General features: G+C 62.4%; 17 protein-coding genes. All 17 read right to left on the bottom strand.

The features are described 5' to 3' along the window. Window positions 1–42 precede the first annotated feature (42 nt). Window positions 43–807 carry an endonuclease/exonuclease/phosphatase family protein gene (locus AC09SL_RS06040; RefSeq protein ID WP_217501155.1) on the bottom strand — a complete coding sequence of 255 codons (765 nt, stop codon included), beginning with the start codon at window positions 805–807 and terminating at the stop codon, window positions 43–45. Between the two features lie 250 nt (window positions 808–1057). Further along, entirely contained in the window at window positions 1058–1822 is a 765-nt protein-coding gene (locus AC09SL_RS06035) for a PIG-L deacetylase family protein (RefSeq protein WP_058545895.1), read from the bottom strand. Window positions 1823–2071: 249 nt separating this feature from the next. Then, on the bottom strand, window positions 2072–4231 hold the full coding sequence (glgX, locus tag AC09SL_RS06030; protein ID WP_064106820.1) for a glycogen debranching protein GlgX: 2160 nt from the start codon (window positions 4229–4231) through the stop codon (window positions 2072–2074). Window positions 4232–4463: 232 nt separating this feature from the next. Then, window positions 4464–4787, bottom strand: a complete 324-nt coding sequence (locus AC09SL_RS06025) for a DUF2934 domain-containing protein (RefSeq protein WP_058545896.1) — start codon at window positions 4785–4787, stop codon at window positions 4464–4466. 20 nt (window positions 4788–4807) lie between these two features. Continuing rightward, window positions 4808–7594: a malto-oligosyltrehalose synthase gene (locus tag AC09SL_RS06020; protein ID WP_058545897.1), complete on the bottom strand. Its 2787-nt coding sequence runs from the start codon at window positions 7592–7594 to the stop codon at window positions 4808–4810. Next, a complete protein-coding gene (gene malQ / locus AC09SL_RS06015; protein ID WP_058545898.1) occupies window positions 7591–9669 on the bottom strand; it encodes a 4-alpha-glucanotransferase in 2079 nt (692 codons plus the stop codon). Before malQ ends, AC09SL_RS06020 begins: the two co-directional genes overlap by 4 nt. Further along, the gene (gene treZ, locus AC09SL_RS06010) at window positions 9666–11468 is read right to left on the bottom strand and encodes a malto-oligosyltrehalose trehalohydrolase (RefSeq protein WP_058545899.1); all 1803 of its coding nucleotides are present in this window, start codon (window positions 11466–11468) and stop codon (window positions 9666–9668) included. Before treZ ends, malQ begins: the two co-directional genes overlap by 4 nt. 7 nt (window positions 11469–11475) lie before the next feature. After that, window positions 11476–13047, bottom strand: coding sequence for a glycogen synthase GlgA (glgA, locus tag AC09SL_RS06005; RefSeq protein WP_058545900.1), 1572 nt, complete (start codon window positions 13045–13047; stop codon window positions 11476–11478). A gap of 579 nt (window positions 13048–13626) precedes the next feature. Then, complete coding sequence (locus tag AC09SL_RS06000) at window positions 13627–14589, bottom strand: D-2-hydroxyacid dehydrogenase family protein (RefSeq protein WP_058545901.1); 963 nt, start codon at window positions 14587–14589, stop codon at window positions 13627–13629. An 11-nt stretch (window positions 14590–14600) separates the two neighbouring features. Beyond that, window positions 14601–15632 (bottom strand): alpha/beta fold hydrolase, encoded by a 1032-nt coding sequence (locus tag AC09SL_RS05995; protein ID WP_058545902.1) that lies wholly within the window; start codon window positions 15630–15632, stop codon window positions 14601–14603. An 85-nt stretch (window positions 15633–15717) separates the two neighbouring features. After that, window positions 15718–16152: a YqaA family protein gene (locus AC09SL_RS05990; protein WP_058545903.1), complete on the bottom strand. Its 435-nt coding sequence runs from the start codon at window positions 16150–16152 to the stop codon at window positions 15718–15720. Beyond that, window positions 16152–16598, bottom strand: coding sequence for a DUF411 domain-containing protein (locus AC09SL_RS05985; RefSeq protein ID WP_058545904.1), 447 nt, complete (start codon window positions 16596–16598; stop codon window positions 16152–16154). The genes AC09SL_RS05990 and AC09SL_RS05985 overlap by 1 nt, the downstream gene beginning before the upstream one ends. Window positions 16599–16928: 330 nt before the next feature. Then, window positions 16929–18923: a methyl-accepting chemotaxis protein gene (locus AC09SL_RS05980; protein ID WP_058545905.1), complete on the bottom strand. Its 1995-nt coding sequence runs from the start codon at window positions 18921–18923 to the stop codon at window positions 16929–16931. 100 nt (window positions 18924–19023) lie between these two features. After that, window positions 19024–19968, bottom strand: a complete 945-nt coding sequence (locus AC09SL_RS05975; RefSeq protein ID WP_058545906.1) for a GNAT family N-acetyltransferase — start codon at window positions 19966–19968, stop codon at window positions 19024–19026. Next, a complete protein-coding gene (locus AC09SL_RS05970) occupies window positions 19965–21239 on the bottom strand; it encodes a phenylacetate--CoA ligase family protein (RefSeq protein ID WP_058545907.1) in 1275 nt (424 codons plus the stop codon). Before AC09SL_RS05970 ends, AC09SL_RS05975 begins: the two co-directional genes overlap by 4 nt. A 17-nt stretch (window positions 21240–21256) precedes the next feature. After that, complete coding sequence (locus tag AC09SL_RS05965) at window positions 21257–23692, bottom strand: acyl-CoA reductase (protein ID WP_058545908.1); 2436 nt, start codon at window positions 23690–23692, stop codon at window positions 21257–21259. 1 nt (window position 23693) lies between these two features. After that, a complete protein-coding gene (locus tag AC09SL_RS05960) occupies window positions 23694–24821 on the bottom strand; it encodes a LuxE/PaaK family acyltransferase (protein WP_058545909.1) in 1128 nt (375 codons plus the stop codon). Window positions 24822–24833 lie beyond the last annotated feature (12 nt).

The raw sequence follows: 24833 nt of genomic DNA, 5'->3' as shown, positions 1-24833 counted from the left end.
AACTTACAGGTCCGCGCGCAGAAAGAGCAGAAAAGGCCCGCTCTACAAATGCACTTCCACCGAAAGCGGCAGGTGGTCGCTCAGGTGCGTCCAGGGTTTGCTGCCCAGGATTTGCGGGGCGTGGCTGCTGGCGTTGCGCAGGTAAATACGGTCCAGGCGCAACAGCGGGAAGCGGGCCGGATAGGTCCTGGCGGGGCGACCGTGGTGGTGCTCGAAGGCTTCATGCAGGTAGCCACGGCGGGCGAGGGCGAGGTTGCCACGCAGTTGCCAGTCGTTGAAGTCGCCAGCGATGATCACCGGAGCGTCCTCGGGCAGTGAGTCGAGCAATTGGCAGAGCAGTTTGAGCTGTAATTGGCGATGGCTTTCCAGAAGACTCAGGTGCACGCAGATCCCGTGGACTTCGGCGTGGCCGGGCACATCCAGCACACAATGCAACAATCCGCGCCGCTCCGGGCCGGTGATGGACACGTCGAGATTGCGGTACTGGCGAATCGGGTATTTGGAGAGCAGGGCATTGCCATGGTGACCATCGGGATAGACCGCATTGCGACCATAGGCGAAGTCGCTCCACATGCTGTCGGCGAGGAATTCGTACTGGGAGGTCTGGGGCCAGTTGTCGTAGCGTGACGCGTGTCTGTCATGTTCGCCCAGCACCTCTTGCAGGAACACCAGGTCAGCCCCGGTACTGCGTACCGCTTCGCGCAATTCGGGCAGGATGAAGCGACGGTTGAGGGCGGTGAAACCCTTATGGGTATTGACCGTCAGGATCCGCAGCCGATGAACCGCCGCAGGCAGCTCCGATGGCATTGGTTCGACGGCCCGCCAATCGGGATCTTGAGTCACGTTCCCTCCTGAATCAGACGTACCTGTTCATGCGACTGACCCAAGGCGCCGGCAGTTCCGGATTTTTCATGGTCTTGCCGATCGCTATCGCGAGCAAGCTTGTTCCCATATTGGATTTGCGGGGTATGCAACATCTGTGTACGCCACCAGACCCTGTGTGCGAGTTTGCTCGCGATAGCGGTGTACCTGAACCACCGCCACCACCGGTGCATGTTCAGATGAAGACAATCTCATACGGCATGCCCATCCGATCCAGGATGACCCGGGGCACCAGCGGGGCGATGCCGCTCGCCGGTTCGCCATTGAGTTGGCTGACGTAAGCGTACATGGCGTGACGCTTGCGGGCGGTGGTCCAGACGTCGAGGCGCAATTTGCGGGCCCGGTGCCAGGGGATCTTGTTTTGCTCGCGGACCGGCCAGTGCCAGGCCCACACCGGCAGTTCGTTGAACGCCACCCCGGTCCTGTCGGCGGCCAGGGCCCCGGCGCGCCCGACGGTGTCGTGGTCGCTGTCGCCATCCTGGCGCCAGGTGCTGAACACCACGTCACCGGGGCGCAGGTGACGTGCAATAAAGTCGGCCAGCTCGGCTTCGCGTTCGGCCAGGGCCTTTTCCGGGAAGCCACCGCGCACCCATTGCAGGCCATGGGCGGCTATGCCCAGGCGATGCAGGGCGTCCACGCTTTCCTGCGGGTGAGGGCGGTGTGTACGCAGGCGCTCATCGGCCCACAACGGTGAGCCGGGGTGGGCCAGGGCTCCATCGGTGACCGAGATCAGCAACATGGGTTGGTCCAGGTTGCTCAGCAACTGCAGCAGCCCGCCGCAGGCCCCGACCTCATCGCCCGGATGCGGGGCGAGGATGACGGCGCGGGCGCCGGCGGGAATGAGCGTTTGGGTACTGATGATCGGAATATCGGCCAGTTGCGCAGCACTGTTCCATATCTGCGGATGCTGCCGGCCGGGCAAGCGAGAGGCGGGTTTCATGAGAGACATCCTTGTTTGTATTCAATCTTTCAGCCATGTACCGGGCCTACTGTCCGATGACGCCCGCGTGTGCATGGCTGCGATTCACAGCGCTCCGAATCCTGGAGACTATCGCATGCGAAGTATTGACCATGTCGGCCGATTCGTCTCGTGACATGAGTGTCTGAACTGCATTTTTTTCTTCAAACTGGACGGTGAATATCGAAAACCGCGTCCTTGCGGTCCTCATGGTTGTCTACCGCGGGTGCTTCATTCTTCTTCTTCGCGTTGCAGCTCGAACAGCAGCAGCGAGCGCCCGGTGACGGAGTATTCGGAATCGAAATCGAAGCGCTCCTGGCCACGAACGGTCGGTTGGTTGGTGTCGACCATGCAGGTCCAGAAACTGCCCTCGGGGACTTCCGGCAAGCGGAAGTTGACGATGTCGTGGTGCGCGTTGACCACCAGCAGCAGCGTCGCATCGCCGGCCTTGCGCCGAATGCCGGTCTCCTGGGCGCGACCGTCCATCAGCATGCCCAGGCAACGACCATGGCTGTCCTGCCATTGTTCAATGGTCATTTCGCTGCCGTCGGGGGCCAGCCAGGTCACGTCCTTGACGCCGATGTCCTCATTGTAGTTACCCACCAGGAACCGCCCGCGCCGCAGGATCGGATAGGTCAGGCGCAACTTGATCAGGCGCTTGACGAACTTGAGCAGCGTCGCGCCATCTTCGCTCAGGTCCCAATTGACCCAGCCGATCTCGCTGTCCTGGCAATAGGCGTTGTTATTGCCATGCTGGGTGCGGGCAAATTCGTCGCCGGCGACGATCATCGGCGTGCCTTGGGCCAGCAACAGGGTGGCGAAGAAGTTGCGCATCTGTCGATGGCGCAGGGCGTTGATCTCTGGATCGTCGGTCGGCCCTTCGACGCCATGGTTCCAGGACAGGTTGTTATTGCTGCCGTCCTGGTTGTTCTCGTCGTTGGCCTCGTTGTGCTTGTCGTTGTACGACACCAGGTCATGCAGGGTGAAACCGTCATGGGCGGTGACGAAGTTCAACGAGGCGTACGGACGCCGGCCACGCTGGTTGAACATCTCGCCCGAGGCCGTCATTCGGCTGGCGAAATCTGCGAGCTGGCCATCGTCGCCCTTCCAGAAGGCGCGCACCGTGTCGCGGAACTTGTCGTTCCACTCGACCCAGCCCGGCGGAAAGCGTCCCACCTGGTAGCCCCCGGGGCCACAGTCCCAAGGTTCGGCGATCATTTTCACCTGGCGCAGCACCGGGTCCTGGCGACAGGCCACCAGGAAGCTGTGGCGCTCGTCGAAGCCATCATGGTAACGGCCCAGGATGGTCGCCAGGTCGAAGCGGAAGCCATCGACGTGCATCTCCGTGGCCCAATAGCGCAGGGAGTCGGTGACCATTTGCAGAACGCAAGGATGGCTCAGGTCCAGGGTATTGCCAGTGCCGGAATCGTTGATGTAGTAGCGTTTGTCGTCGGGCATCAGCCGGTAGTACGAGGCGTTATCGATGCCGCGCATGGACAGGGTGGGGCCTTGTTCGTTGCCTTCGGCGGTGTGGTTGTAGACCACGTCGAGGATGACTTCCAGGTTGGCCTCGTGCAGGTGGGCGACCATCTCCTTGAACTCGGCGATCTTGCCACTGGCCAGGTAGCGTGGGTCCGGGGCGAAGAAGGCGATGCTGTTGTAACCCCAGTAGTTGGTCATGCCTTTGTGCAGCAGGTGCTGGTCGTTGACGAAGGCATGGATGGGCAGCAGTTCCACCGAAGAGACACCCAGCTTGCGGATATGCTCCAGCACATCGTCGACCATCAGCCCGGCGAACGTACCGCGCAGATTTTCGGGCACCGAAGGGTGACGCATGGTGAGGCCGCGCACGTGGGTCTCATACAGGATGGTCTTGTCCCAGGGGACGCTGACGCGATGGTCGTGGCCCCAGGTGTGCGCAGGGTCGATGACCTTGCACTTGGGGACGAACGGGGCACTGTCGCGCTCATCGAAACTGAGATCGCCATCGGGATGGCCGATGGTGTAGCCGAACAGGGCTTCGGACCACTTCAACTGGCCGACCAGTTGCTTGGCATACGGGTCGATCAGCAGCTTGTTCGGGTTGAAACGGTGGCCGTTCGCCGGGTCGTATGGGCCATAGACCCGGTAGCCATAGATCAAGCCCGGGTGGGCATCGGGCAGATAGCCGTGGTAAATCTCGTCGGTGTATTCCGGCAGCTCGATGCGTTCGAGCTCGACTTCGCCGGCATCATCGAAAATGCACAGTTCGACCTTGGTGGCATTGGCTGAAAACAGCGCGAAATTGACCCCGAGGCCATCCCAGGTTGCACCCAGTGGAAAAGGCAGCCCCTCACGAATCCGCGAAGCCTCGACAACGGGCGGCGGCGTGGTTTTTTTTGGACGGCTCATAGTTGCTCCTGCAAAAGACAGACAGATACAGCGATGCGGTTCACTTGGGATGGATGGCTCCACCCTTTACCTGCGGCGTGGGGATTTATCCCCGCGATGTGGGACAAAGTTGCGTCTCTGTGGGAGCAAGGCCTGCCCGCAATGAAGTGATGCGCTCTTGCAAGCAATCGAGGCACCTGTTTCGCGAGCAAGCCTTGCTCCCACCTGGCGAGGAGACCGATAGGGGGATGACTCAAACCGCCGGCGGCTTGCGTGTGGCCCGCGGCTTCTTGTCTGCGCTGGTCGCAGCAGCTTTGGCTGCAGGTTTGGCCTTGGGCGTGGTGGTTTTTGCCGCAGGCTTGGCCGTGGTGCTCTTGGCGGCAGCAGGCTTGGCGCCATCGGTTTTGTTGGCCGCTGGTTTGCTCGCCGCCTTGGGCGGCTTGCTGGGTGCCAGTGCTTCGGCCTCGGCCAGTTTGCGCGCCATCTCCCAATGGCGTTTCTCCTGCCCGCCGGGTTTACCCTCGGACTCCCAGATCTGATAGGCGAATTCGCGAATGCGTTTATCGTCGGTACTCATCGCAGTGCTCCTGATTCAACTCAAGGTTGGATAAAGACATTGACCGGGAAATCCCCCAGTGCGGTGCTGATCAGCAGCTCCCCTTGGGGTGTGACTGTTGCGCTTGAAAAAAGTCCCTTCAGTTTTTCATCCTCGGCGGCGAACGGTAACAACACACGGGTATCGCCCCAATCCGACGCAGCCACTAGCGGCACGGCACTGTTTTCCAGCAACGGCGCCGCATGGACAGGTACAACAATGATCGCCCGTTGTTGCGAGTCTTCACGCATGAAGGCCAGGACCCGTTGGGCCTGCTCGCCGAGCACTTGCAGCGGCTGGTAGCGACCCTGGCGCCATAGCAGCGGATACTCGGCGCGCACGGCCAGCGTCCTGGCGATCAATGCCTGTTTGACGCGGCCGTCCCGCCAATCGCGGATCAGCGCGGCTGGGCTGTTGTCGGCGCCCATCGCCTCGCGGCGTGCCTGGAAATCCACTGGGCGGCGGTTGTCAGGGTCCACCAGGCTGAAATCCCAGAACTCGTTGCCTTGGTAAAGGTCCGGTACGCCGGGTACGGTCATGCGCAGCAAGGTTTGCGCCAGACTGTTGAGAGCGCCCGCCGGAGCGATGGCCTGGACCGCCTCGGCAATGGCGTTGCGCAAGGGCAACCCTTCATCACCCAGCAGTAACCGTTCGAGGAACATCTGGGTGGCCTGCTCATAAGCGTCGTTGACCGCGGCCCAGCTGCTTTGCAGTTTAGCTTCACGCAGAGCCTTGCGTTGCCATTGCCACAGGCGCTCGTTATATGCAGCCAGGGCCTGGTGGTCCTGGAGGTCGAGGTCCAGGGGCCAGCTGCCGAGCAGGGCCTGGTACAGAATCAGTTCATCACCGACCGAGGGCGCCGCCGGATCGCTGTGCAACGACGGCGAGAGGATGCGCCATTGCTCCACGCAGGCGGTGTACCAGTCAGCCCGCTCGCTGAGCACCGCCAGTCTGGCGCGAGTGTCTTCGCCACGTTTGTGATCGTGGGTGGCGGTGGTGATCAGGTTGTCGGGAAAATGTTCGAGTCGCTCAAGGCACGCGTGGTGGAACGCCTGGGGTGGGGCGCTGAAGCGCTCGGTGTTATAGCCCACGTCATTGCGCGACAGCAGCACGGCCGAGCGATACAACGCGGTGTCCTCCACCGCTTTGGCGGCGGTCGGCGAGGTCAGTTGCTGGAAACGCACGCAGGCATGGCGCAGGCGTTTGCGATGGTTGCCGCGCAGGCGTTGCCGCCAGGGCATCCCACCGAGCCAGCCGGCCAGGCAATCGAGCACCGGCCAGTCGGCTTCGCTGAGGGTTTGCCGGGCACCTTCCAGGGCCTGGTTGAAAAAGACCTCGTCTTCGGCGGAGCGCCCCAGCGGCGTGATGTAGGTGCGATACACCGGGAAATGCACGATCAGCTCCTGCAAGGCCCGCCGGATCGCGCCCAGGGTCAGGTCGCGGGTCATCACATCGTCCCGGGCCACTTGCAGCAGGGCTTGGGCGACGCTTTCGAAGTCTCCGGCCAGGGAGCCATTGAGAATCTGCTGGCGGGCCAGGCGGGCTTCTTCGATGAAGTGCGCGGGCCGCTCACTGTGCCGGCTCCAGAATTCGGCGAGGGTGGCGGCGCCGGCCGGGTCGTGCTGGAGCAGCGAGACCTGGTTCATGAATTCGTAACCGGTGCTGCCATCGATGTTCCAGTCGCGCCGCAAGGTCTCGCCATCGCCAAGGATCTTCTCGATGAAAATCGGCAGGTGCCGCGACGGCGACAGCGAATCGACGCGCCTGCGCAATTTGCGGCAGTAACCGCGAGGAGCGGCAAGGCCGTCGATGTGATCGATCCGCAGGCCGTCCACCAGTCCTTCGCCGATCAATTGGAAAATCTTGGCATGGGTCGCCTCGAATACCGCCGGACGCTCGACCCGCAGCCCGCCCAGTTCATTGACATCGAAAAAGCGCCGCCAGTTGATGTCGTCCGCTGCGGTGCGCCAGCTGGCGAGCCGGTAGCTCTGGCGCTCGAGCAATTGATGCAGGCGCTCGAAGCCCTGGGGCTGGGTAGAGTCGTAGCCGGCCAGGTTGTCTTCGATGGCGGCGAGGATGCCCGCTTGTGTCGCCAGGTCCTGCAACTCTTTTTGCAACGGGCGAGCGAGGGTGTGGGCGTCGGTCTGGTAATTGAGCGTGGTGAATCGCTCGGCCAGGGCCTTGAGCGATTCGGTTTGCTCGGCCGGCAAGGTTTCGGTGGGTTTGAGCAATTCGCCGTAGAGCATCGGGCAAATCGGGAAGCGGTGTTCGTAATGCTCGACGTAGAAGCTGCCTTGGCTGGCATCGAAGCGCAGTTGCAAGGTGCCTTCCTGCAACGCCACGCCGTAGTCGCTACCCAGGAACGGCAGCAATAACTGCCCCTCCATCAGTGGGTCGGGGGAGTGCCACTGGATGTCGAAGAACTCACCGTAGGGGCTCAGGCGTCCCCATTCCAGCAAGTCCAGCCACCAGGGATTGTCATTGCCGCCGACGGCCATGTGGTTGGACACGATGTCGAGGATCAGGCCCATCCGATGCTCGCGCAAGGTCGCGACCAGACGCTTGAGCGCGGCTTCGCCGCCCAGTTCGGGGTTGACCAGGGTGGGGTCGACGACATCGTAGCCGTGCATGGACCCGGCCCGGGCCTTGAGCAGCGGCGAGGCATACAGGTGGCTGATGCCCAGCGAGGCAAAGTACGGCACCTGGGGGATGGCATCGTCCAGGGTGAAGCCTTTATGAAACTGCAGGCGCAATGTTGCCCGCAGGGGTTGGATCAATGTCTGTTTCATCGGTCACGCTCGTTCGCCTGAAGTCTCGCACAGGCGAGTATTTCCAGACGCCTGGCAGCGTCCGGGTGATCCAGCAACGCCTGGCTTTGCCCGGTAAGGCGACGGCGCCAATTGGGGTGGGTGTCGACGGTGCCTGGCAGGTTGGCCTGCTCCTCGATGCCCAGGGCGTCTTCGAGCGGCAACAACACCAGCGGCGCACGGGTGTGGCCGAGGAAGCGCACGCTGGCATCGAGCACCTGGTCGGTCTCGCGGTGCTCCTCGCGAAAGTTCTGTGGGTCCTGGTTCAGTACCTGGCGCAGGCCTTCACGTTCGCGCTCGCGGTGTTTGCGCCAGTCCATTTCGGTGTGGGAATCGATCAGGTCCAGCCGGGCGTTCCAGTCGATGTCGTGACCGTGCCACCAGCCATTGAGCGTCGGCAAGTCATGGGTGCTGGTGGTGGCCAGGGCATTGTCCGGCCAATCGAGAATCGGCTTGAAGTGAGTGTTGTCCTGTTCGAACAACAGCACACGCATGCCCAGGATCGACCGGGCGCTGAGTTTTTCCCGCAGGCCTTCGGGCACGGTGCCGAGGTCTTCGCCGAGCACGATGGCTTGATGACGATGGGATTCCAGCGCCAGCAGGCGCAGCAAGTCGTCTACCGGGTAATACAGGTAAGCGCCATCGCAGGGTGGAGCGTCGTTGGGAATCACCCAGAGCCGTTGCAAGCCCATGACATGATCGATGCGCAAGCCGCCGGCATGGGCGAAGTTGGCCCGCAGCATTTCAATGAAGGCACGAAAGCCGTTGCGCACCAGGCCTTCGGGGGAAAACGCCGAGATCCCCCAGCCTTGCCCCGAGCGGTTGAGAATGTCCGGCGGCGCGCCCACGGTCAGCGAAGCGAGCAGTTCGTCCTGCCGGCTCCAGGCCTGGCTGCCACCGCCATCGGCACCCACCGCCAGGTCGGCAATCAGGCCGATGCCCATGCCGCTGGATCGGGCGGCGCTCTGGGCGCGCTCCAGGCAGCGGGCGATCAACCATTGGCAAAACGCGTAGTAGCCGATCTCATCGGCATTTTCCTCGGCAAAATGGGCCAGGGCAGCGCTGCGCGGATCGCGCCATTCTTCCGGCCAGTGGCGCCAGTCGAGACTTTCACCCCGGGCGGCGCGTTCGGCCTGCAAGGCCTCGAAGCGGCAATGGTTTTCCAGGGCTTCGCCGCTGGTGTGGCGGAAACTGCTGAAGTCTTCATGCAGCGGATGCTCACCCTGGCTGAAACCGTCGTACAGGGCGCGCAGGATCTTCTGCTTGGCCTGGGCAGCGACCGGCCAGTCGATCAGCGGCTGCTCTTCCAGGGTGCGCAGTTGATTGGGCAAGCCAGTGGCGTCGATGGCGGTGCGCAGCGCGCGTTCGCCGAGGATGGTGCCCGGGGCGGCGTAAAGGCTGTTGAAGAACAGTCGGCTCGACGGTGAGTAGGGGCTATAACGCCCGGTGTCGCTGCTGAACATGGCGTGCATCGGGCTGATGGCAATGGCCTCGGCACCGCGTTCGCCAGCCACCCGTGCCAGTTCCTCCAAGGCCTGGGTGTCACCGAAGCCACCGTCACCGGGACGCCTGAGGGCATACAGTTGCGCGCTCAGGCCCCAGGCTCGTGGCGTCGGGTCGTCTACCGCATCGGCCACGCTATAGCAACGCGCGGGCGCGACGGCCAGGGTGAAATGCTGGCCCTGGATGCTGGCGTGCTGGTAACCCACCGGGACCATCCCCGGCAGCTTGGCATTGGCATCGAGGTTCAGGTTCAGTGTCGCGCCATCTTCGAGTTTGATTTCACAGGGCGTCCCGGCCTCGAAGTAGCGGCTCAAGTCCAGGCTGGTCCCGACGTCGGCGGTGATCAGCGGTGGCAATTGATGGTTCTGTTGATCTTCCTGCAACTGCAGCAGGCTGGCGTCGATTTCCTGGGCGCTGCCGGCTGGATGGCCGAGGCCAGTGAGGACCGAACGCAAGACCGCCGGCGAGACTTTCTGGGCCCGGCCATTGGCATCGATCCAATCCACCGCCAGGCCCGCTCGGCTGGCGAGGATTTCCAGTTGCGCATCGCTCATAGGCGCTCTCCAGTGATATTGGGCAAGGTTGTCGCCTGCGTCAGACTGACCAGCGCGCTGTAGGGCGCAAGGACGCCCTGCTGCAACAGACCCACGACCTGCTGCGGATGTTCGAAAAGAATGCGTGCCTCTTCCGGTGCGTTGTGTTCGACGGGCTGATCGCTAAGGTTGAAGTCGATGCGCAACACACTGCCGTCGCCCAGCCGCCAGCGTGCGCTGATGGCGCCATGGCCCAGCACATCGGCACCGAGGGCCTGGGCACCGGGCAGGCGCGGGACGATCTCTTCGCGGCGTATTTTCAGCAATTGGCGATACAGCGCTTCGTTGGCCTGTTGCTCCGGGCCTTGGGGCTCCAGGCTTGGACGTGAAGCCTCGAAGGTGCTGGCGGCGTTGGGGTCGGGAATCCGCTCGCGTTGCTGCGGGTCGGCAAAGGCACTGAAGGCCTTGAACTCGTTGCGTCGGCCTTCGCGCACCAGTTCTGCCAACTCGCCGTGGTGGCTGGTAAAGAACAGGAACGGTTGTTCGGCCATCACCTCATCGCCCATGAACAATAGCGGGATCATGGGTGACAACAGCAACAGGACTGTTGCCGCCTGCAGGGCCTGGGGCGCGGCGAGCTGATGCAGGCGTTCGCCCAAGGCGCGATTGCCGATCTGGTCATGGTTCTGCAGGAACAGCACGAACGCGCTCGGCGGCAGGTGACCGCTGGGTTCGCCCCGGGGTTCGCCATGGCGATTGATATGACCCTGGAAGACGAAACCCTGGCTCAGGCAACGGGCCAGTTGTTCGGTCGGCTGCTCGGCATAGTCGGCGTAGTAGGCGTCGGTTTCACCGGTCAGCAGCACGTGCAGGGCATTGTGTCCATCGTCGTTCCACTGGGCATCGTAGCGGTGCTCCAGCAGGTGGGACTGGTTGTGTTCGTTTTCCACGGTCAGCCAGACATGGCGGATCGGGTCCACCTGCTCGCGCACCCTGACCGCCAGCTCCTGGAGAAAGTCCGGGTCTTCAATGGCGTGTACCGCGTCCAGGCGCAGGCCGTCGAAACGGTATTCCAGCAGCCACATGAGCGCATTATCGGTGAAGAAGTCCCGCACTTCGCGGCGCCGGAAATCAATCGCCGCGCCCCAGGGGGTGTGCTTGTCTTCGCGGAAGAAGCCCTTGGCATAGCGGTGCAGGTAGTTGCCGTCGGGGCCGAAGTGGTTGTAGACCACGTCCAGGATGACGGACAACCCATGGCCGTGGGCAGTGTCGATAAGATGCTTGAGCTGTTCGGGCGTCCCGTAGGAGGCCTGGGGTGCGTAGGGCAGAACGCCGTCGTAGCCCCAGTTGCGATCACCGGGGAACTGCGCCAATGGCATCAGCTCGATGGCGGTGATGCCCAGCCCGGCCAGGTGTGCCAGATGCTGTTCGACGCCTTCGAACCCCCCCAGGGCGCCCACATGCAATTCGTAGATCACCGCTTCGTGCCAGGGGCGACCGGACCATTGGGTGTGTCGCCATGGGTAGGCATGCGGGTCGACCACCACGCTGTGGCGGTCGATGTCGCCGGCCTGGGCGCGAGAGGCCGGGTCCGGCACCTCCAGTTCGCCATCGATGTTGTAGCGGTAGCGGGTACCGGCGGGGCAACGGGTCTGGATCATGAACCAGCCGTCGGCCTGGGGCAGTAGCGGTATCGAATCTCCAGTGTCGAGCTCGACACTGACAAAAAATGCATCCGGGGCCCAGAGGGCGAAGCGGGTGTGCTCGTCATCCAGCATGACCGCCCCGTGGGTCCATGTAGCAGGCGTCCTTGACGTCATTGTTACCTCATTGTCTGGCCGATTTTCCCAGTGACTTAGCCACCAGCTGTTCGTAGAGTTCGGCGTAGGGTTCCACGGCCTGGCACCAGTTGAACGGTGCCGACATGGCCCGGCAGCGCATGGCGTTGAGCAGGTCGGGGAATTCGAAGACCTTGAAGGCCCGGCTCAAGGCCTGTTTGTAGCTTTCTACGGTGGATTCATCGAATAGAAAACCGGTGATGCCATCTTCGATGGTGTCCGCCAACCCTCCGGTATTGCGCGCCACCGGCAGCGAGCCGAAGCGCTGGGCGTACATCTGGCTCAAGCCGCAGGGCTCGTAGCGCGATGGCATCAGCAGGAAGTCGCTGCCGGCGAACATCCGCCGCGCATCGGTTTCGTTGAAGCCGATGCGCACGCCGATGCGTCCGGGGAAGCGCAGCGCCAGTTCACGCATGGCCTGTTCTTCTTCCGGTTCGCCACGGCCGATGATGGCGATCTGGCCGCCGGACTCGACGATGAACTCGGCGACCGCTTCGGTCAGGTCCAGGCCTTTCTGGTAGACCAGGCGCGAAACCACGGCGAACAGCGGGCCAGTGGCGTCGTCGAGGCCAAAGAGTTCACGCACATGGGATGCGTTGACCGCCTTGCCTTCCCAGTCGCCCATGGCGAACTGGCGGAACAGGTGGGTGTCGGTGGCCGAGTCCCAGCTTTCATCGATACCGTTGGGGATGCCGCTGAGCAAGCCTTGTTGGGTCTTGGCGGCAAGGAAACCGTCGAGCCCGCAACCAAACGCCGGGGTGGTGATCTCTTGGGCGTAGGTCGCACTGACGGTGGTGATATGGCTGGAGTAAGCCATCCCGGCCTTGAGGAACGACAGTTTGCCGTAGAACTCCATGCCTTCCTGTTGCAGGGCGTGTTCGGGGATGCCCAGTTCCGGGCAGGACGCCAGGCTGACGACGCCCTGGTAGGCCAGGTTGTGGATGGTAAACAGGGTCGGGGTGCGTTGCCCGCGCCAGTGCATGTAGGCCGGCGCCAACCCGGCGGGCCAGTCGTGGGCGTGGACCAGGTCCGGGCACCAGTGGATCTGCGCGAGGTTGGCGGCGATGTCGGCCGCGGCCAGGCCCAGGCGGGCGAAGCGAATGTGGTTGTCGGGCCAGTCGCGACCGTTGTTGGCTCCGTAGGGGGAGCCTTCGCGGGCAAAGAGTTCCGGGCAGATCAGCACGTAGATCACCAGGCCGTCGGCCATGTCCATGCGCCCGATCTTGCAGGGCGGCAGTGCGGCGTGGCCGCCCAGTTCGCCGATGATATGGATCGGATTGCCGCTGTTCATCACTTGCGGATAACCGGGGATCAGCACCCGGACATCATGCAGCCCGGCCATGGCCCGGGGCAATGCGGAGGAGACATCGCCCAGGCCGCCGGTCTTTACCAGGTCGGCGATTTCCGAAGTGACGAACAATACTTTCTTGCGATTGGGATTTTGTCGAACGACGGGGAGCAGTGCCTTGCCGCCGGTGGCCAGCACCGGTGCCGTTGGCGATTCGGCCGCCGGCGGTAGTTGAGAACGGACTTGTTGTGGTTCTAAGGCAGCACTGATCATAAATATCTCCCATTTTCTCGATCTGTTTCCGGCAAGCGCCAGAGCTGTTGTTTCATTGGCCAAATCCTGCGGCCAGGCGCACAAGCGCTACGCGAGGAAAGCGAACGGCTACCCCATGCGGCGAAGCGAATCAGCTGAAGGAGCTGTTGCAATGACTAGTGCAAGGACTGCACCAGCCGCGGTTGCCCTACCTCTAACCTGACCCGTCGCCGTTGCGAAAAGTTTCGACTTTTTTTCGTCTGGATGACTGGTCGGTTTTCCCCCCGGTTAAGCAGTCTAGGTCAGAACGTAGAGCGGTGCGGCTCGCTTCGTCGCATTGTCCGACAATCACGGTTTTTGTCGGCAATCTCTTACACGACAAAGGGGGATACGCACCGACGAAGTGCAGTTCTCCGAAACCAAAAGGGTGTAAGGGAACGGCGTTGTTTCATCGGCGTGCGCGATGCAATGGCGTGGCGCACCATTGGAGGGCGGGTGGAGTGGAGGCGTTTTGATGGCTAATAACGCCTCCCGGAAACATAGGGTCCCCTGTGGGAGCGAGCTCGCTCCCACAAGTGGAGGTGTGTTGATGCTCTAAGTTCAGCCCCCTGGCGTCAGCAACCGAATCGGCCGGCCCGCCGCCCAGGCCAGCAGGTCTTCGATCATCTGGGAATAGAACCGCTGGTAATTCTGTCGGCTGACGTAGCCTACATGGGGTGTGGCCAGTACGTTATCCAGGGTTCGGAACGGATGGGCGGCCGGTAGAGGCTCCTGGGCGAACACGTCCAGGGCGGCGCCGGCCAGGCGCTTGTGCTGGAGTGCGTCGATCAGGGCAGTTTCATCGACGATCGGCCCGCGGGAGGTGTTGACCAGCAGCGCCTCGCGTTTCATCCAGGCCAGGGCCTGGGCATCCACCAGGCCGCGGGTGCGTTCGCCTAGCACCAGGTGGATCGAAACAATGTCGGCCTGCTCGAACAATGCCTGCTTGCTCACATAGGTCACGCCCACTTCAGCGGCGCGCTCGGCGCTGAGGTTCTGGCTCCAGGCGATGACCCGCATGCCAAACACCTGGCCGAACTGCGCCACCCGCGTACCGATGCTGCCCAGGCCGAGGATGGCCAGTGTCTTGCCGTGCAGGTCACCGCCCAAACCTTGCTGCCACAGGCCGGCGCGCAGGGCATTGGCTTCCTGCACCAGGTTGCGGGTCAGGGCCATGATCAGCGCCCAGGTCAGTTCGGGCGTGGCGTGCTTGTAGCTGTCGGTGCCGCACACCTGGATACCCAGTTCGGCGGCAGCCTTCAGGTCCAGGGCGGCATTGCGCATACCACCGGTGAGCAACAGCTTGAGATTGGGCAGGCGACGCAGCAGGCCTTCATCGAACAACGTGCGTTCACGCATCACGCAGATCACTTCGAAGCGCTGCAAGCGCTCGGCGAGGTTGTCGCGGTCGGCGGGATAGTCATGGACAAACGTCACCTGGCCGACGCTGTCCAGCACCGACCAGTCCACCACACCACGTGCCACATCTTGCCAATCGTCTATGACTGCTATTTGCACTGCCATGGAACACCTCGTCAGGGAATGGGTTTATCCAGCCAGCCCAACAGGGCCTTGTGGAACCGATCCGGCTCTTCCATCTGCGGGGCATGCCCCAGATTGGGGAACTCCACCAGGGTCGAGCGGGGAATCAGCCCGGCGGCCTGCTTGCCCAATACCTCGTAGTGACCCAGCTTGGCCTTGACCGCCGGCGGCGCGATGTCGCTGCCGATGGCGGTGGTGTCCGAGGTGCCGATCAGCAGCAGGGTGGGTACCGTCAGGTCCTTGAACTCGTAATAGACCGGTTGGGTGAAGATCATGTCGTAGATCAGCGCCGAGTTCCACGCCACTTGCGTATGACCCGGACCCTTGTTCAAGCCGGCGAGCATGTCTACCCAGCGCTCGAACTCAGGTTTCCAGCGGCCGCCGTAATAGGTCGTGCGCTCGTAGTTGCGAATACCCTCGGCGTTGACTTTCAGCTCTCTCGCGTACCATTGGTCCACGGTGCGATAGGGCACGCCCAAGGCTTTCCAGTCCTCCAGGCCAATGGGGTTGACCATCGCCAGGCGTTCGACCTGGTCGGGAAACTGCAAGGCGTAACGGGTGGCGAGCATGCCTCCGGTGGAATGGCCGAGGACGATGGCCTTTTGCACGCCCAGGGCCTTGAGCAAGGCCTGGGTGTTGCTCGCCAGTTGCTGAAAGCTGTACTGGTAATACTCGGGTTTACTCGATGTGCAGAAGCCGACCTGGTCGGCTGCGATGACCCGGTATCCGGCGTCGCTGAGGGCCTTGATCGAATCGCCCCAGGTGGCAGCGCAGAAATTCTTGCCGTGCATCAGCACCACCGTGCGGCCATTGACCTTGCCTTGGGCCGGCACATCCATATAGCCCATCTGCAACGACTGGCCCTGGGAATGGAAGGCGAAGTGCTTGAGGGTGTAGGGGTATTCAAAGCCCTCCAACTGCGCTCCGTAGGCTGGGCCTTCAGGTGGATTGGCGGCCTGGGCGAGCAGGGGCAGGGCGGCGGTGAGAAAGAGGCTGGGCAACCAGCGCGCGGTGGTGCGGGGCATGGTCAATCTCCTTGTGGCCGCCGCCGATCCTGGCGCGGCCCGATTATGGCGACATTAACCACAGGCAACCGAACAGCCCGAACGTTCAGTTCATCCAGCCCAGTGTCGCCAGGGCAAGAACGCCATAACGCAGGCCTTTGGCAAGGGTCACGAGCAGCAGGAAGCGCCGCCACGGCTCGCCCATCACCCCGGCTACCAGGGTCAACGGATCACCGATGATCGGCAGCCAGCTGAACAATAGCGACCAGTGGCCGAAGCGTTGGTAATGCACGCGCGCCTTGTCCAGGTGGGCCGGGCTGACCGGAAACCAGCGCCGATCCTTGAAGTGCTCCAGGCGCGTACCCAGCCACCAGTTGACCAGCGAACCCAGGACATTGCCGAGCGTGGCAACCGCCAGCAATAGCCAGACCAGATGGCGCTCGCTGAGCAACAAGCCGACCAACAGTGCCTCCGATTGCAGCGGCAACAAGGTCGCCGCGCCGAAAGCCGCCAGGAACAAGCCGATGTAGGCTTCGCCCATCAGTGGGCCGGGTAATCCGCCACTACGGTCTGCGTGCCGTCATTTTTCAGGCCAATCACTTGATAGGCGTCGCTCATGCCGTCCATTTCCATGCCAGGCGAGCCCATGGGCATGCCCGGTGCGGCCACGCCGAGCAAGTCATCGCGCTTGCTCAGCGCCAACACCTGATCGGCCGGGACATGGCCTTCGACGAATTTGCCGTTGATCTCGGCGGTGTGGCAGGAACGCAGGTTCGGCGCCACGCCCAGGCGCTGCTTGACCGAACTCATGTCGGCCTCGACATGGTCGTTGACCTTGAAACCGTTTGCTTGCAGATGCGAGATCCATTTTTTGCAGCAGCCACAATTGGCATCGCGGTGCACGTCAATGGTGACTGGCTCGGCGGCCTGGGCCAGGGAGGTCATGAACAGGGCGCTCAAGGCGAGCAGGTGCAGAGGATGGGCCATGGGGAAGTCTCGTGTCGAACGGTTTGGAGGGAGGATAACAGAGTAGCGAGCGGGAGCTGACGAGGGGCTGAGGCGGGGATTACAGAATTGTCAGGTTGGAAGGGCAGCGCCCGGCGAGGGAACATGCTTCCGCTCGGCTTTGTAGGAGCTGGCGAAGCCTGCGATCTTTTGATCTTTTGATCTTTTGATCTCTTTCGCTTGAGATTCAAGTGTCTTTGGAAAGATCGCAGCCTCGTTGCACTCGACAGCTCCTACACAGCTCCTACACAGCTCCTTGCCCCTCGCTCCTACGGGCCCATCGAGCAAGCTGCCAAGGGGAAAGGGGGCGCTTCAGCGCACCTTGAACCGCCCCATGATCGCATTGACCCGCGTATTGGCTTCCAGCAGTTGCCGGGTGTTGGCCTCGCTGGCCAGGCCGCCTTCTACCAGCTCCTCCACCATGTGACGGATTTGCACCATGCTGCGATTGATTTCCTCGGTCACCGCGCTCTGTTGCTCGGCGGCGGTGGCGATCTGGGTGCTCAGGCTGTTGATCTGGCTGACGGAACCGGCCATTTCGTCCAGGCCCGAGTTGACTCGGGAGGTGGCATCGGCGGCTGACTGGCAACTGGCCTGGGTGTTTTCCATGGCCGCGACCGACGAGCTTACGCCTTGGGTCAGGCGGGTCAGCATTTCGTTGATTTCCGACGTGCTGGCCTGGGTGCGGGCAGCGAGGGCGCGTACTTCGTCGGCCACCACGGCAAAACCACGGCCTTGCTCGCCAGCTCGGGCGGCTTCAATGGCGGCGTTGAGGGCCAGCAAGTTGGTCTGCCCGGCGATGGCACCGATGACGCCGAGGATCTCGGTAATGCGCTGAGCGTCCTGTTGCATGCTCTCGACCTTGCGGGTGGCGCTGGCCACCTCGTCGATCAGCGCCACCACACTGTTGGACGCTTCACCGACCACCACGCGGGAGCGATCGGCGTGCTCATTGGCGCGTTGGGTGAACGCCGCGGTCTCGGCCGCGTTTTGCGCGACGCTTTCAGCCGTGGAGCTCATCTGGGTGATGGCGGTCACGGTCTGGTCGGTTTCCGAGGCGTGGCGCATCAGGATTTCGCTGGTGTGGGCCGAGGTCCGCTGCAGATCGTCCAGGCTCGACGCCATGGCGCCCGTGGCCTGGGTGACTTCGCCGATCATGCTTTGCAGGTAAGCGATGAAGCGGTTGACCGAATGACCGATCGCCCCCAGTTCGTCCTCGGCGCGGATGGTGATGCGTCGGGTCAGGTCGGCATCGCCGGTGGACAAGGCGTCGATGTTGCCTTTGAGGACCTTCATGCGATTGGTCAGCTGGCGGATCGCGTAAAGCTGCATCAACACCAGCAGGATCACCATCGGGATCTGCAGCAGGCTCAGTGTACTCAGTACGTCGTCGCGTTGAGCGGTGATCAGGTGGGTTGGCAATGCGGTCGCCAGGAACCATGGCGAGCCCTCGATAGGGCGCATGAAGAACGTGCTGGCCTCGCCCTTGTTGTCGAACTCGACCCGTTGCAGCGGCTGGTCGCGCTTGGCCAGCCCCGCCTTGACCTGGGCGGCGAATGGCGAGGTAGCCGCCAGTTCGCTGATGTTTTTCAGCACGATCGGCCCGCTGATCCGCGAGCTGTTGCTGATGATCTTGCCGTCGCCTTCGACGATCAGCATCTCGGCGCTCAGGTCGGCTTCCTTGCGCGCCACCAGGTCATTGAAGAAACCCAGGGTCACATCGATGGTGGAAACGCCGTAGGGCACGCCGTTTTTCTGGATGGCCATGGCGCAGTTGGTGCGCGGTTCGGCGCTGGCGTCGTCTTTATAGGCTGCGGCCCAGGCGCACTTGCCAGGCGGGGTGGCCATGCCGCCCTTGTGCCAGGGTTGCTCGTAATAATTCGGCGCTGCGTCGCTGTTCCAGAACGTATTGACGATCAGTTTGCCGGACGCGTCGCGGTGCCAGAACGTGCTGAATTTGTTGCGTCCCTCGGCCCGCTGATTGGGCAACGGCCAGATTCCGCCGCCGAAGACTTTCAGCTCGCCGTACTGGTCCACCAGGCCGGGCAGTACCTTGTCGATGGCATCGCTGTCGAGCAGAGGGATGGTCTGGGTGATGCTGCGCTGCTGGGCCTGTACCTTGTTCAGTTCGCCCTGGATCTGTTCGGCGACCTCGGCAATGCGGTTCAACGCCACTTGCTCCTCGGTGTGGCGCAATTTGGGCGCGACCAGGTAGCTGATGCCCAGCACGGTCAGGATGGACAATACCAGCATGAACACAATCAGAAAGAGCGTGTAGCGGGCTTGAATGGTGCGCAATGAAGGCATGTGGAGTCCTTGCACGAAGGCGTCTTTCAGAAACAATTTGGGATGGGCGTACCAATTTCTATCGGCGTCCTTGCCAAGAGCTTGAGTGCAGGTCGTGATGTCAGGCGGCCGAGCTGGCCTGAGTGTTTTTCCAGGTTTGTGCGTGAGCCTGCAATTCATCGTGAAGCCGTTGCATCGGCGCTGACTGCAGCGTGAGCCTGCGCACCTGTGCGATGCGGTGAAACAGCGCTTGCCAGCCGTGCGTGCTGTCGTTGGGCATTATTCCGGTGAAGAAGAACCCGGCGGCCATCAGCAGGCGGTAGTCAGTGCAAAAATGCCGGCCGAGGCCCAGTCGCACCGAAAGCGGCCAATGGGTTGGCAGGTGTCGCAACTGCCCGACGAGACAGGCATCCATGCGCTCGGCGACGATGTCGATTCGTCCCGGCAAATGGCTGACTCGCAACGGTTGTAGCCCCGTCGGAGTCTCGTCCAGGGTGGTGCCCAATTGCGACGCCAGGGGACTCATCAGCCACTGGTATTGCGCAGGCCATTGGATATGCGGCAACGGTCGATCGTTGCCGCCGCTGACCTGACAGCCAATCACGATGGTTTCGGCCTGGTCGGTGGCGAACGGAGAAGGTACGAAATCGGGCAGCAAGCCGGTGTCATGAAAACCGAGCCGTTGTGCCAGCCGTTGGCTGTAACGATGACTGGTGACCTGTTTGATCGATAACCTGGCGAGCCCGAGCGCCTGGCAACGGTCCAGGAGTTGCCGCCCCAGCCGCGTGGCAATCTGCCCGCCCTGCAAATCGGGGTCCACCGCCACCAGCGCCAGCTCGGCGTCGTGGCTCGCGGGCTGCAGGCGACACAGTGCGGCATGGCCGACCACGCGCTCGCCGATCACGGCGACTAACGAATGCCAGCGGCCCTGAAGATGGTGCTGACGGATCATCTGCGGCATGTAGACGTCTGGCGAGACGTAATGATCGCCATACACTCGGCGGAACAGTTCGCAGGTGCTGGCGCTGTCCGTGGGGCTGAACGGCCTGATGACCACGTGGCTCATGGGATGCTCCTTGTTGGCGGCGTACCGTAGACCCGACGATCGATGATCGACAGGTGCTTGCCGGAACGAGGATGGCGTTCCAGATCCTGTGCATTGCAGGTCTGGACGTCCACGCGGATTTGATCGAGGCCTGGATATTGCTCGATCAAGGCGTCTTTCAACGCTTGCGAGCGCGTTTGGCCAGCGTTCGCCGGTACATCGGGTAACCACTTGAGCAGCACGCGATCATTGTCCTGGACGTGCTCGATAATCAGCTGCCATTGAAGATCGCCGCCCATGCGCCGGACGATCTGGTTGATTTCTTCCGGGAACAGCGACAGCACGCCAACCCGTACGCGACGGCTCTGTGCGCTGCGCCCTTGAAGGACGAACTTGCGCTGTGGCGTGCCGGCAGGTTCGCACCAGCTGGCCCGATCTCCCACTGGGTATCTCACGATCGGCATCAGGGTCCGGGTGAGGTTGGTCACCACCAGGTTTCCGGTTTGACCGCAGGCATCGATGACCTCACTGCTCAGGTCGTCGATGATCTCCACCCGTGTCTGTTCGTCGAAAACGCGATGCTCGCCCAAGCCGCAATCGGGTGTGCTGGCGCCGACCAGGCCGGCATCCACGCTGGCGTATCCGATCGACGCAAAGCGAGCGTGGGGGAACGCACGTTTCAAGGTCGGCATCTGGCTTTCGAACAGGTTCTCGCCGCCAAACAGGACGGTGGTGATCTGTGGCAGCGTTCGTTCTTGCTCATTGACATGGCTGGCAAAGGCCAACAGGTGCGCAGGCACGCCCACCAGCACGTTGATGCGGTGGGCGGCGATGGCCTCGGTCAACACGTGGAGCTCCACCGAACCGGTGAAGGGGAACTCGGTGATGGGTAAGTCCATGCTGCAAAGGGCGCCATGAATAAACAGGAAGCTTGCGTACAGGTCTCCGGAAAAAAACAGATTGGCGATTCGATCCCCTGCGACCAGTTGGGCTGACAGGCTGCGGCCGAAGCAGTCAAGCATCAGTTGCCATTCCGCGTGGGTGTACACGGACATTTTGCCCTGGCTGGTCGTGCCGCCGGTTTTGAGAACCAGTGCATCCCTGACTTCGTCGGTCAGTACCTGCCAATTATCCAGGTCATGGCTGCCTTTCCAGTATTCATTTACATCGACAACCGGTAATCGTTCGAACTCGCATCCCCGGGAGGGCAAATGGCTTAACTGAGTCTTATAGAACGCTGAATGCGTACGGATGTGGTTGAGCCATTGCTCGTAAGGTAATGAAGCACTCATCAGGATTCTCTCAAGGCTCAAAGAGCAATGGGCGAGGTCAACTCGCCAGCTATTCGGCGGTCGATCACCAGCGGGACTTTGCCGCTGTGTTTATTGCGCTCGAAGCGCTCTATCGGACAGCGTTGGACTTGCAGGACCAGCAGCGCGGCGTCGACGGACGTGCGCAGCGGTGCAAGATCCAGCACCTGGCGTCGAACCGTTTCGGCCTTGCCATCGACGCGAATCAGCAAGCGTTCACAACCGCCGCTCTCATGGTCGAGTACGATCTGAATCGCCGCTTGCGCCCGCTCAACCAGTTCCTTGGTGTTGATGAATTCCGTGGCGATGCGTACCAGGCGGCCATGGCGTTCGCCCAGTTCGAATCTCGGTGACTCCAGGCCACACGTGCATGGACCGGATAGCCAACGTCCGAGGTCGCCGACGTCATAACGCTGGAGGGCGCGCGCCTGGCGTTCGCGGGAGGTGAACAGCAGGCGTCCGGTTTCCCCGGGGCCTACCGGCGCGTCATCTTCCAGGCGGACGATTTCCAAGGTTTGGATATCGTCCATGAGATGGAACACACCGTCGCCGCTGGCGATGCAGGCGTGACCGAGGGGCCCGGCGTCCACGGTCCCGTAGATGGCCGAGCAAATGCGGGTGACGCCACATTGCTGCAATAGCTGTCGGCTTTCCTGCCCCAGGTGTTCGCCGCCCAACATGACTTTGCGCACGCCACCGTAGCCTTGCAGCGTCGGCTGCTGGCTGGAGAACAGGCGATGCAAGGTACTCGGCATGCCGACCACCGTGTTGATCCGGTGCTCGACAATCAGCTTGGCGATTTCGTCGAAACTGTCGTCTGGTGGTGCGCTCATGGGGTAATGCACGACATTCATCTGTTCGAGGATTTTCGTGAAACTGAGGAATCCGCCGTACAGGCTGCCACCGTAGAAAAGATTGATGACCCGGTCCTGCGCAGGGTCCAGGCCCGCCGCGCGCAGTCCGTCGGCGGCGGCGCGCATGTGGCGGTGGAAATCCCGGTGACTGAAGGGCGATAGCACCGGTGCGCCGCTGCTGCCGCCGGAGCGGAAGAACAATTGTGCTTGGGGGGGCGGAGGTAGCGCCATGAACGCGGTCTTGTCCAGGATCGGCGTCGAGGGGCAAAGCGACAACGCGGCCGGGGAAGCATCCAGTGTGACGCGGTGATTGGCGACTTGCGCTTGGAGGCCGACCGATACCCGGCGACTCAATCGTTGCAACGCATAAACGCCATCGTGAGGCTCACCGTCATAGCCTTGCTGGATCTGCGCGGTGGAGGTCACGCGAGTTACGCCGGCGGTTATCAGGCGGCGTGCCAGTGCGGGTGCTCGTTCCGGTTCGCAGATGAGGGCGCAGCTCTGCAGCACATTGCGCCATGGCAGCAAAGTTTCAGCGAGCATTCCTTCAGGCACTGGCCGCAAGAGTAATGTTCGAAACAGCGGCGAGGGTTGCAGTTTTTGGTGATGCTCCCAGAGGATGCGCCAGCCGTTACCCGACCAGACCTGACCGGTTTTTCCCGCGAAGCTGTAATCCAGGCGGGCCAGCGCCGTTCGGGTGGTGATTTCACACGCTTCGGCGGTGGTGGTTTCCAGTGCGGGCCAGTGCCCGGCCCGTCGCTCGAAAGCGGCCGCCAGGGCGTCGCCTAACGCCTGCATCCGGGCAGGCTCGTCGCTGTCCACCAGCAGCCATTGCGGGCTGGAGCACGCTTGCTGATCGAGGCGGCAGATCTCATCCACCAGGCTATCGAGCGCCTGCGCGCTAGCAGCGAGAGAGGAGATGTAGGCGAAGCTGATCCGATGGCCCCAATCGATCCAGCGGCAGCCACTGGGAATCTGCTCACGCAACGCTGTCAGGGCCGTCTCGCCGCCCCAAGCGCTGACGCCTTGTGCCAGTGCGAAGAGGCGCCCGGTTTCCTCGGCGGGCACGGGCAATACCGCGAGGTAATCGCGCAGCCGGCCACTCGGGTCGCACGCCAGGAACGCAGCGAGCAGCCGTGCGGTGTAGTCACCATCACGGGTGCTGGGTCGCAGCCAGTTCACATTACCCGCCAACAGGCCTTCCAACGCCGCGCAGAATCCCAGCAAGGGTGAATTGCCCGGCGTCACATGCACCACCAGGCCCAGGGGCTGCCAGCTTTCGAAGGGACCGTCGCAGTAATCGATCCGCCGTAACGAGCGTGGGGTCAGACCCAGTTCGCGTTCCAGTTTGAGGCCCAGGTGCTTGCGGTCACAGAAGGCCATCAGGGCCTGGCGCTGTTCCTCGTCGAGCATTGGGACCGGGTCGGACGTGCGCAGCATCTGTACGAACGCTTCTGCGCAATCGAACACCTCTTCGCTGCGGGGTGGGTGGTTCAGGAGGGCGGGCAACTGCGCTTGCAGGCGTTCAAGTGCTGCATCTAGCGCCAGCTCGGCGTTCAGTTGGCCATTGATGAGGTACATATCAGTTTTCCTTGATCAGTTCGGCGGCGGCCATGGCGCAGCTTCGGCTGGCACTGGTGCCGGCCCGGCCGTGCAGTTCGAACCATTGAGTGGACAGGCCACATTCGCAATGGGCCGGATGCAGGGTTGCCAGGTCGCTCATCACCACGGCGTGCGCCGGACTGGACGAGATGTAGGGGGCGACGAACGACAGCAAACCTGGCTCGCCCAGCGGCTGGACACCGAAGTGCGAGGGGTGGCGCACGAAAATTTTCGAATAGACCGGTACGTGGAATCGATGATGTTCACACTCGATGTAAGGCACAGCGTGCTCGACCGCACCGTAGCCGTCGCGGCACCGATGGGCGTCAATGCCCAGTTGCCGGGTGATGCGTTGGTAGACCTGATGGCGGGGGATTTCCTGGGCGGCCTGTTTCTTCCACCCCCCTCCCAGGAAGACCAGCGATCCGGGCGCAAGCTTCAGGTCCTGTACAGCGGTTTCACGCATGCGTTCGAGGACATGCCACAGCAGCGCTGGAAAACCGAAGATCCGTACCGGCAGGCCCTCTTCGGCGAAGGCCTGCAGGGCGCTGATCACGCCGAAGACATCGAATTCATGGCCCTTACCGGTGCGGCGCAAGGCGTAGGCGACGCGATTGGCCGGTGCGAAGCGACACAGGAACTGATCGGTATACGCCGTGCCGAGCCGATTGGCTGCTTCGGGTTCATGGCTCAAGAGCAGGTAGTTACACGGCGAATCAGGCGTAGACCAGCCGTAATGCTCGAAGATTCTCGCCACCATGCCTTGGGCCGCCGTGATGCTGCGCTCGTCATAACGCATGCGGCTTTTCTGGCCGCTGGTGCCGGAGGAAGTGAGCTCCAGTGCGTCTTCGGCGGTGGGGCTAAGCAATAACCTCTGCTTGAAATAGCTGGCGTAAATGGGCGGCAGGCGTGACCAGTCAGTCAAATGTTCCAGGTCATTGGCGCAGAGCCCGTTGGCGTTGAGCCAATGTTCATAGCCGGGTGTGTGCTGACAATGGAACAGGCTGATTTCGGCCATGGCTTTATCGAACAGTTCCGGCGGCACCGAATCGCAGCCATACGGCTGGGGCAACGCGCATAGCGCATCGGCATGGGGAAAGTGAATCATCAGGGAGTCCTC

Source organism: Pseudomonas sp. PF05 (genome assembly GCF_056521845.1).
The sequence above is the reverse complement of the archived record's forward strand: the minus strand, read 5'-3'. Positions and strand labels throughout refer to the sequence as shown.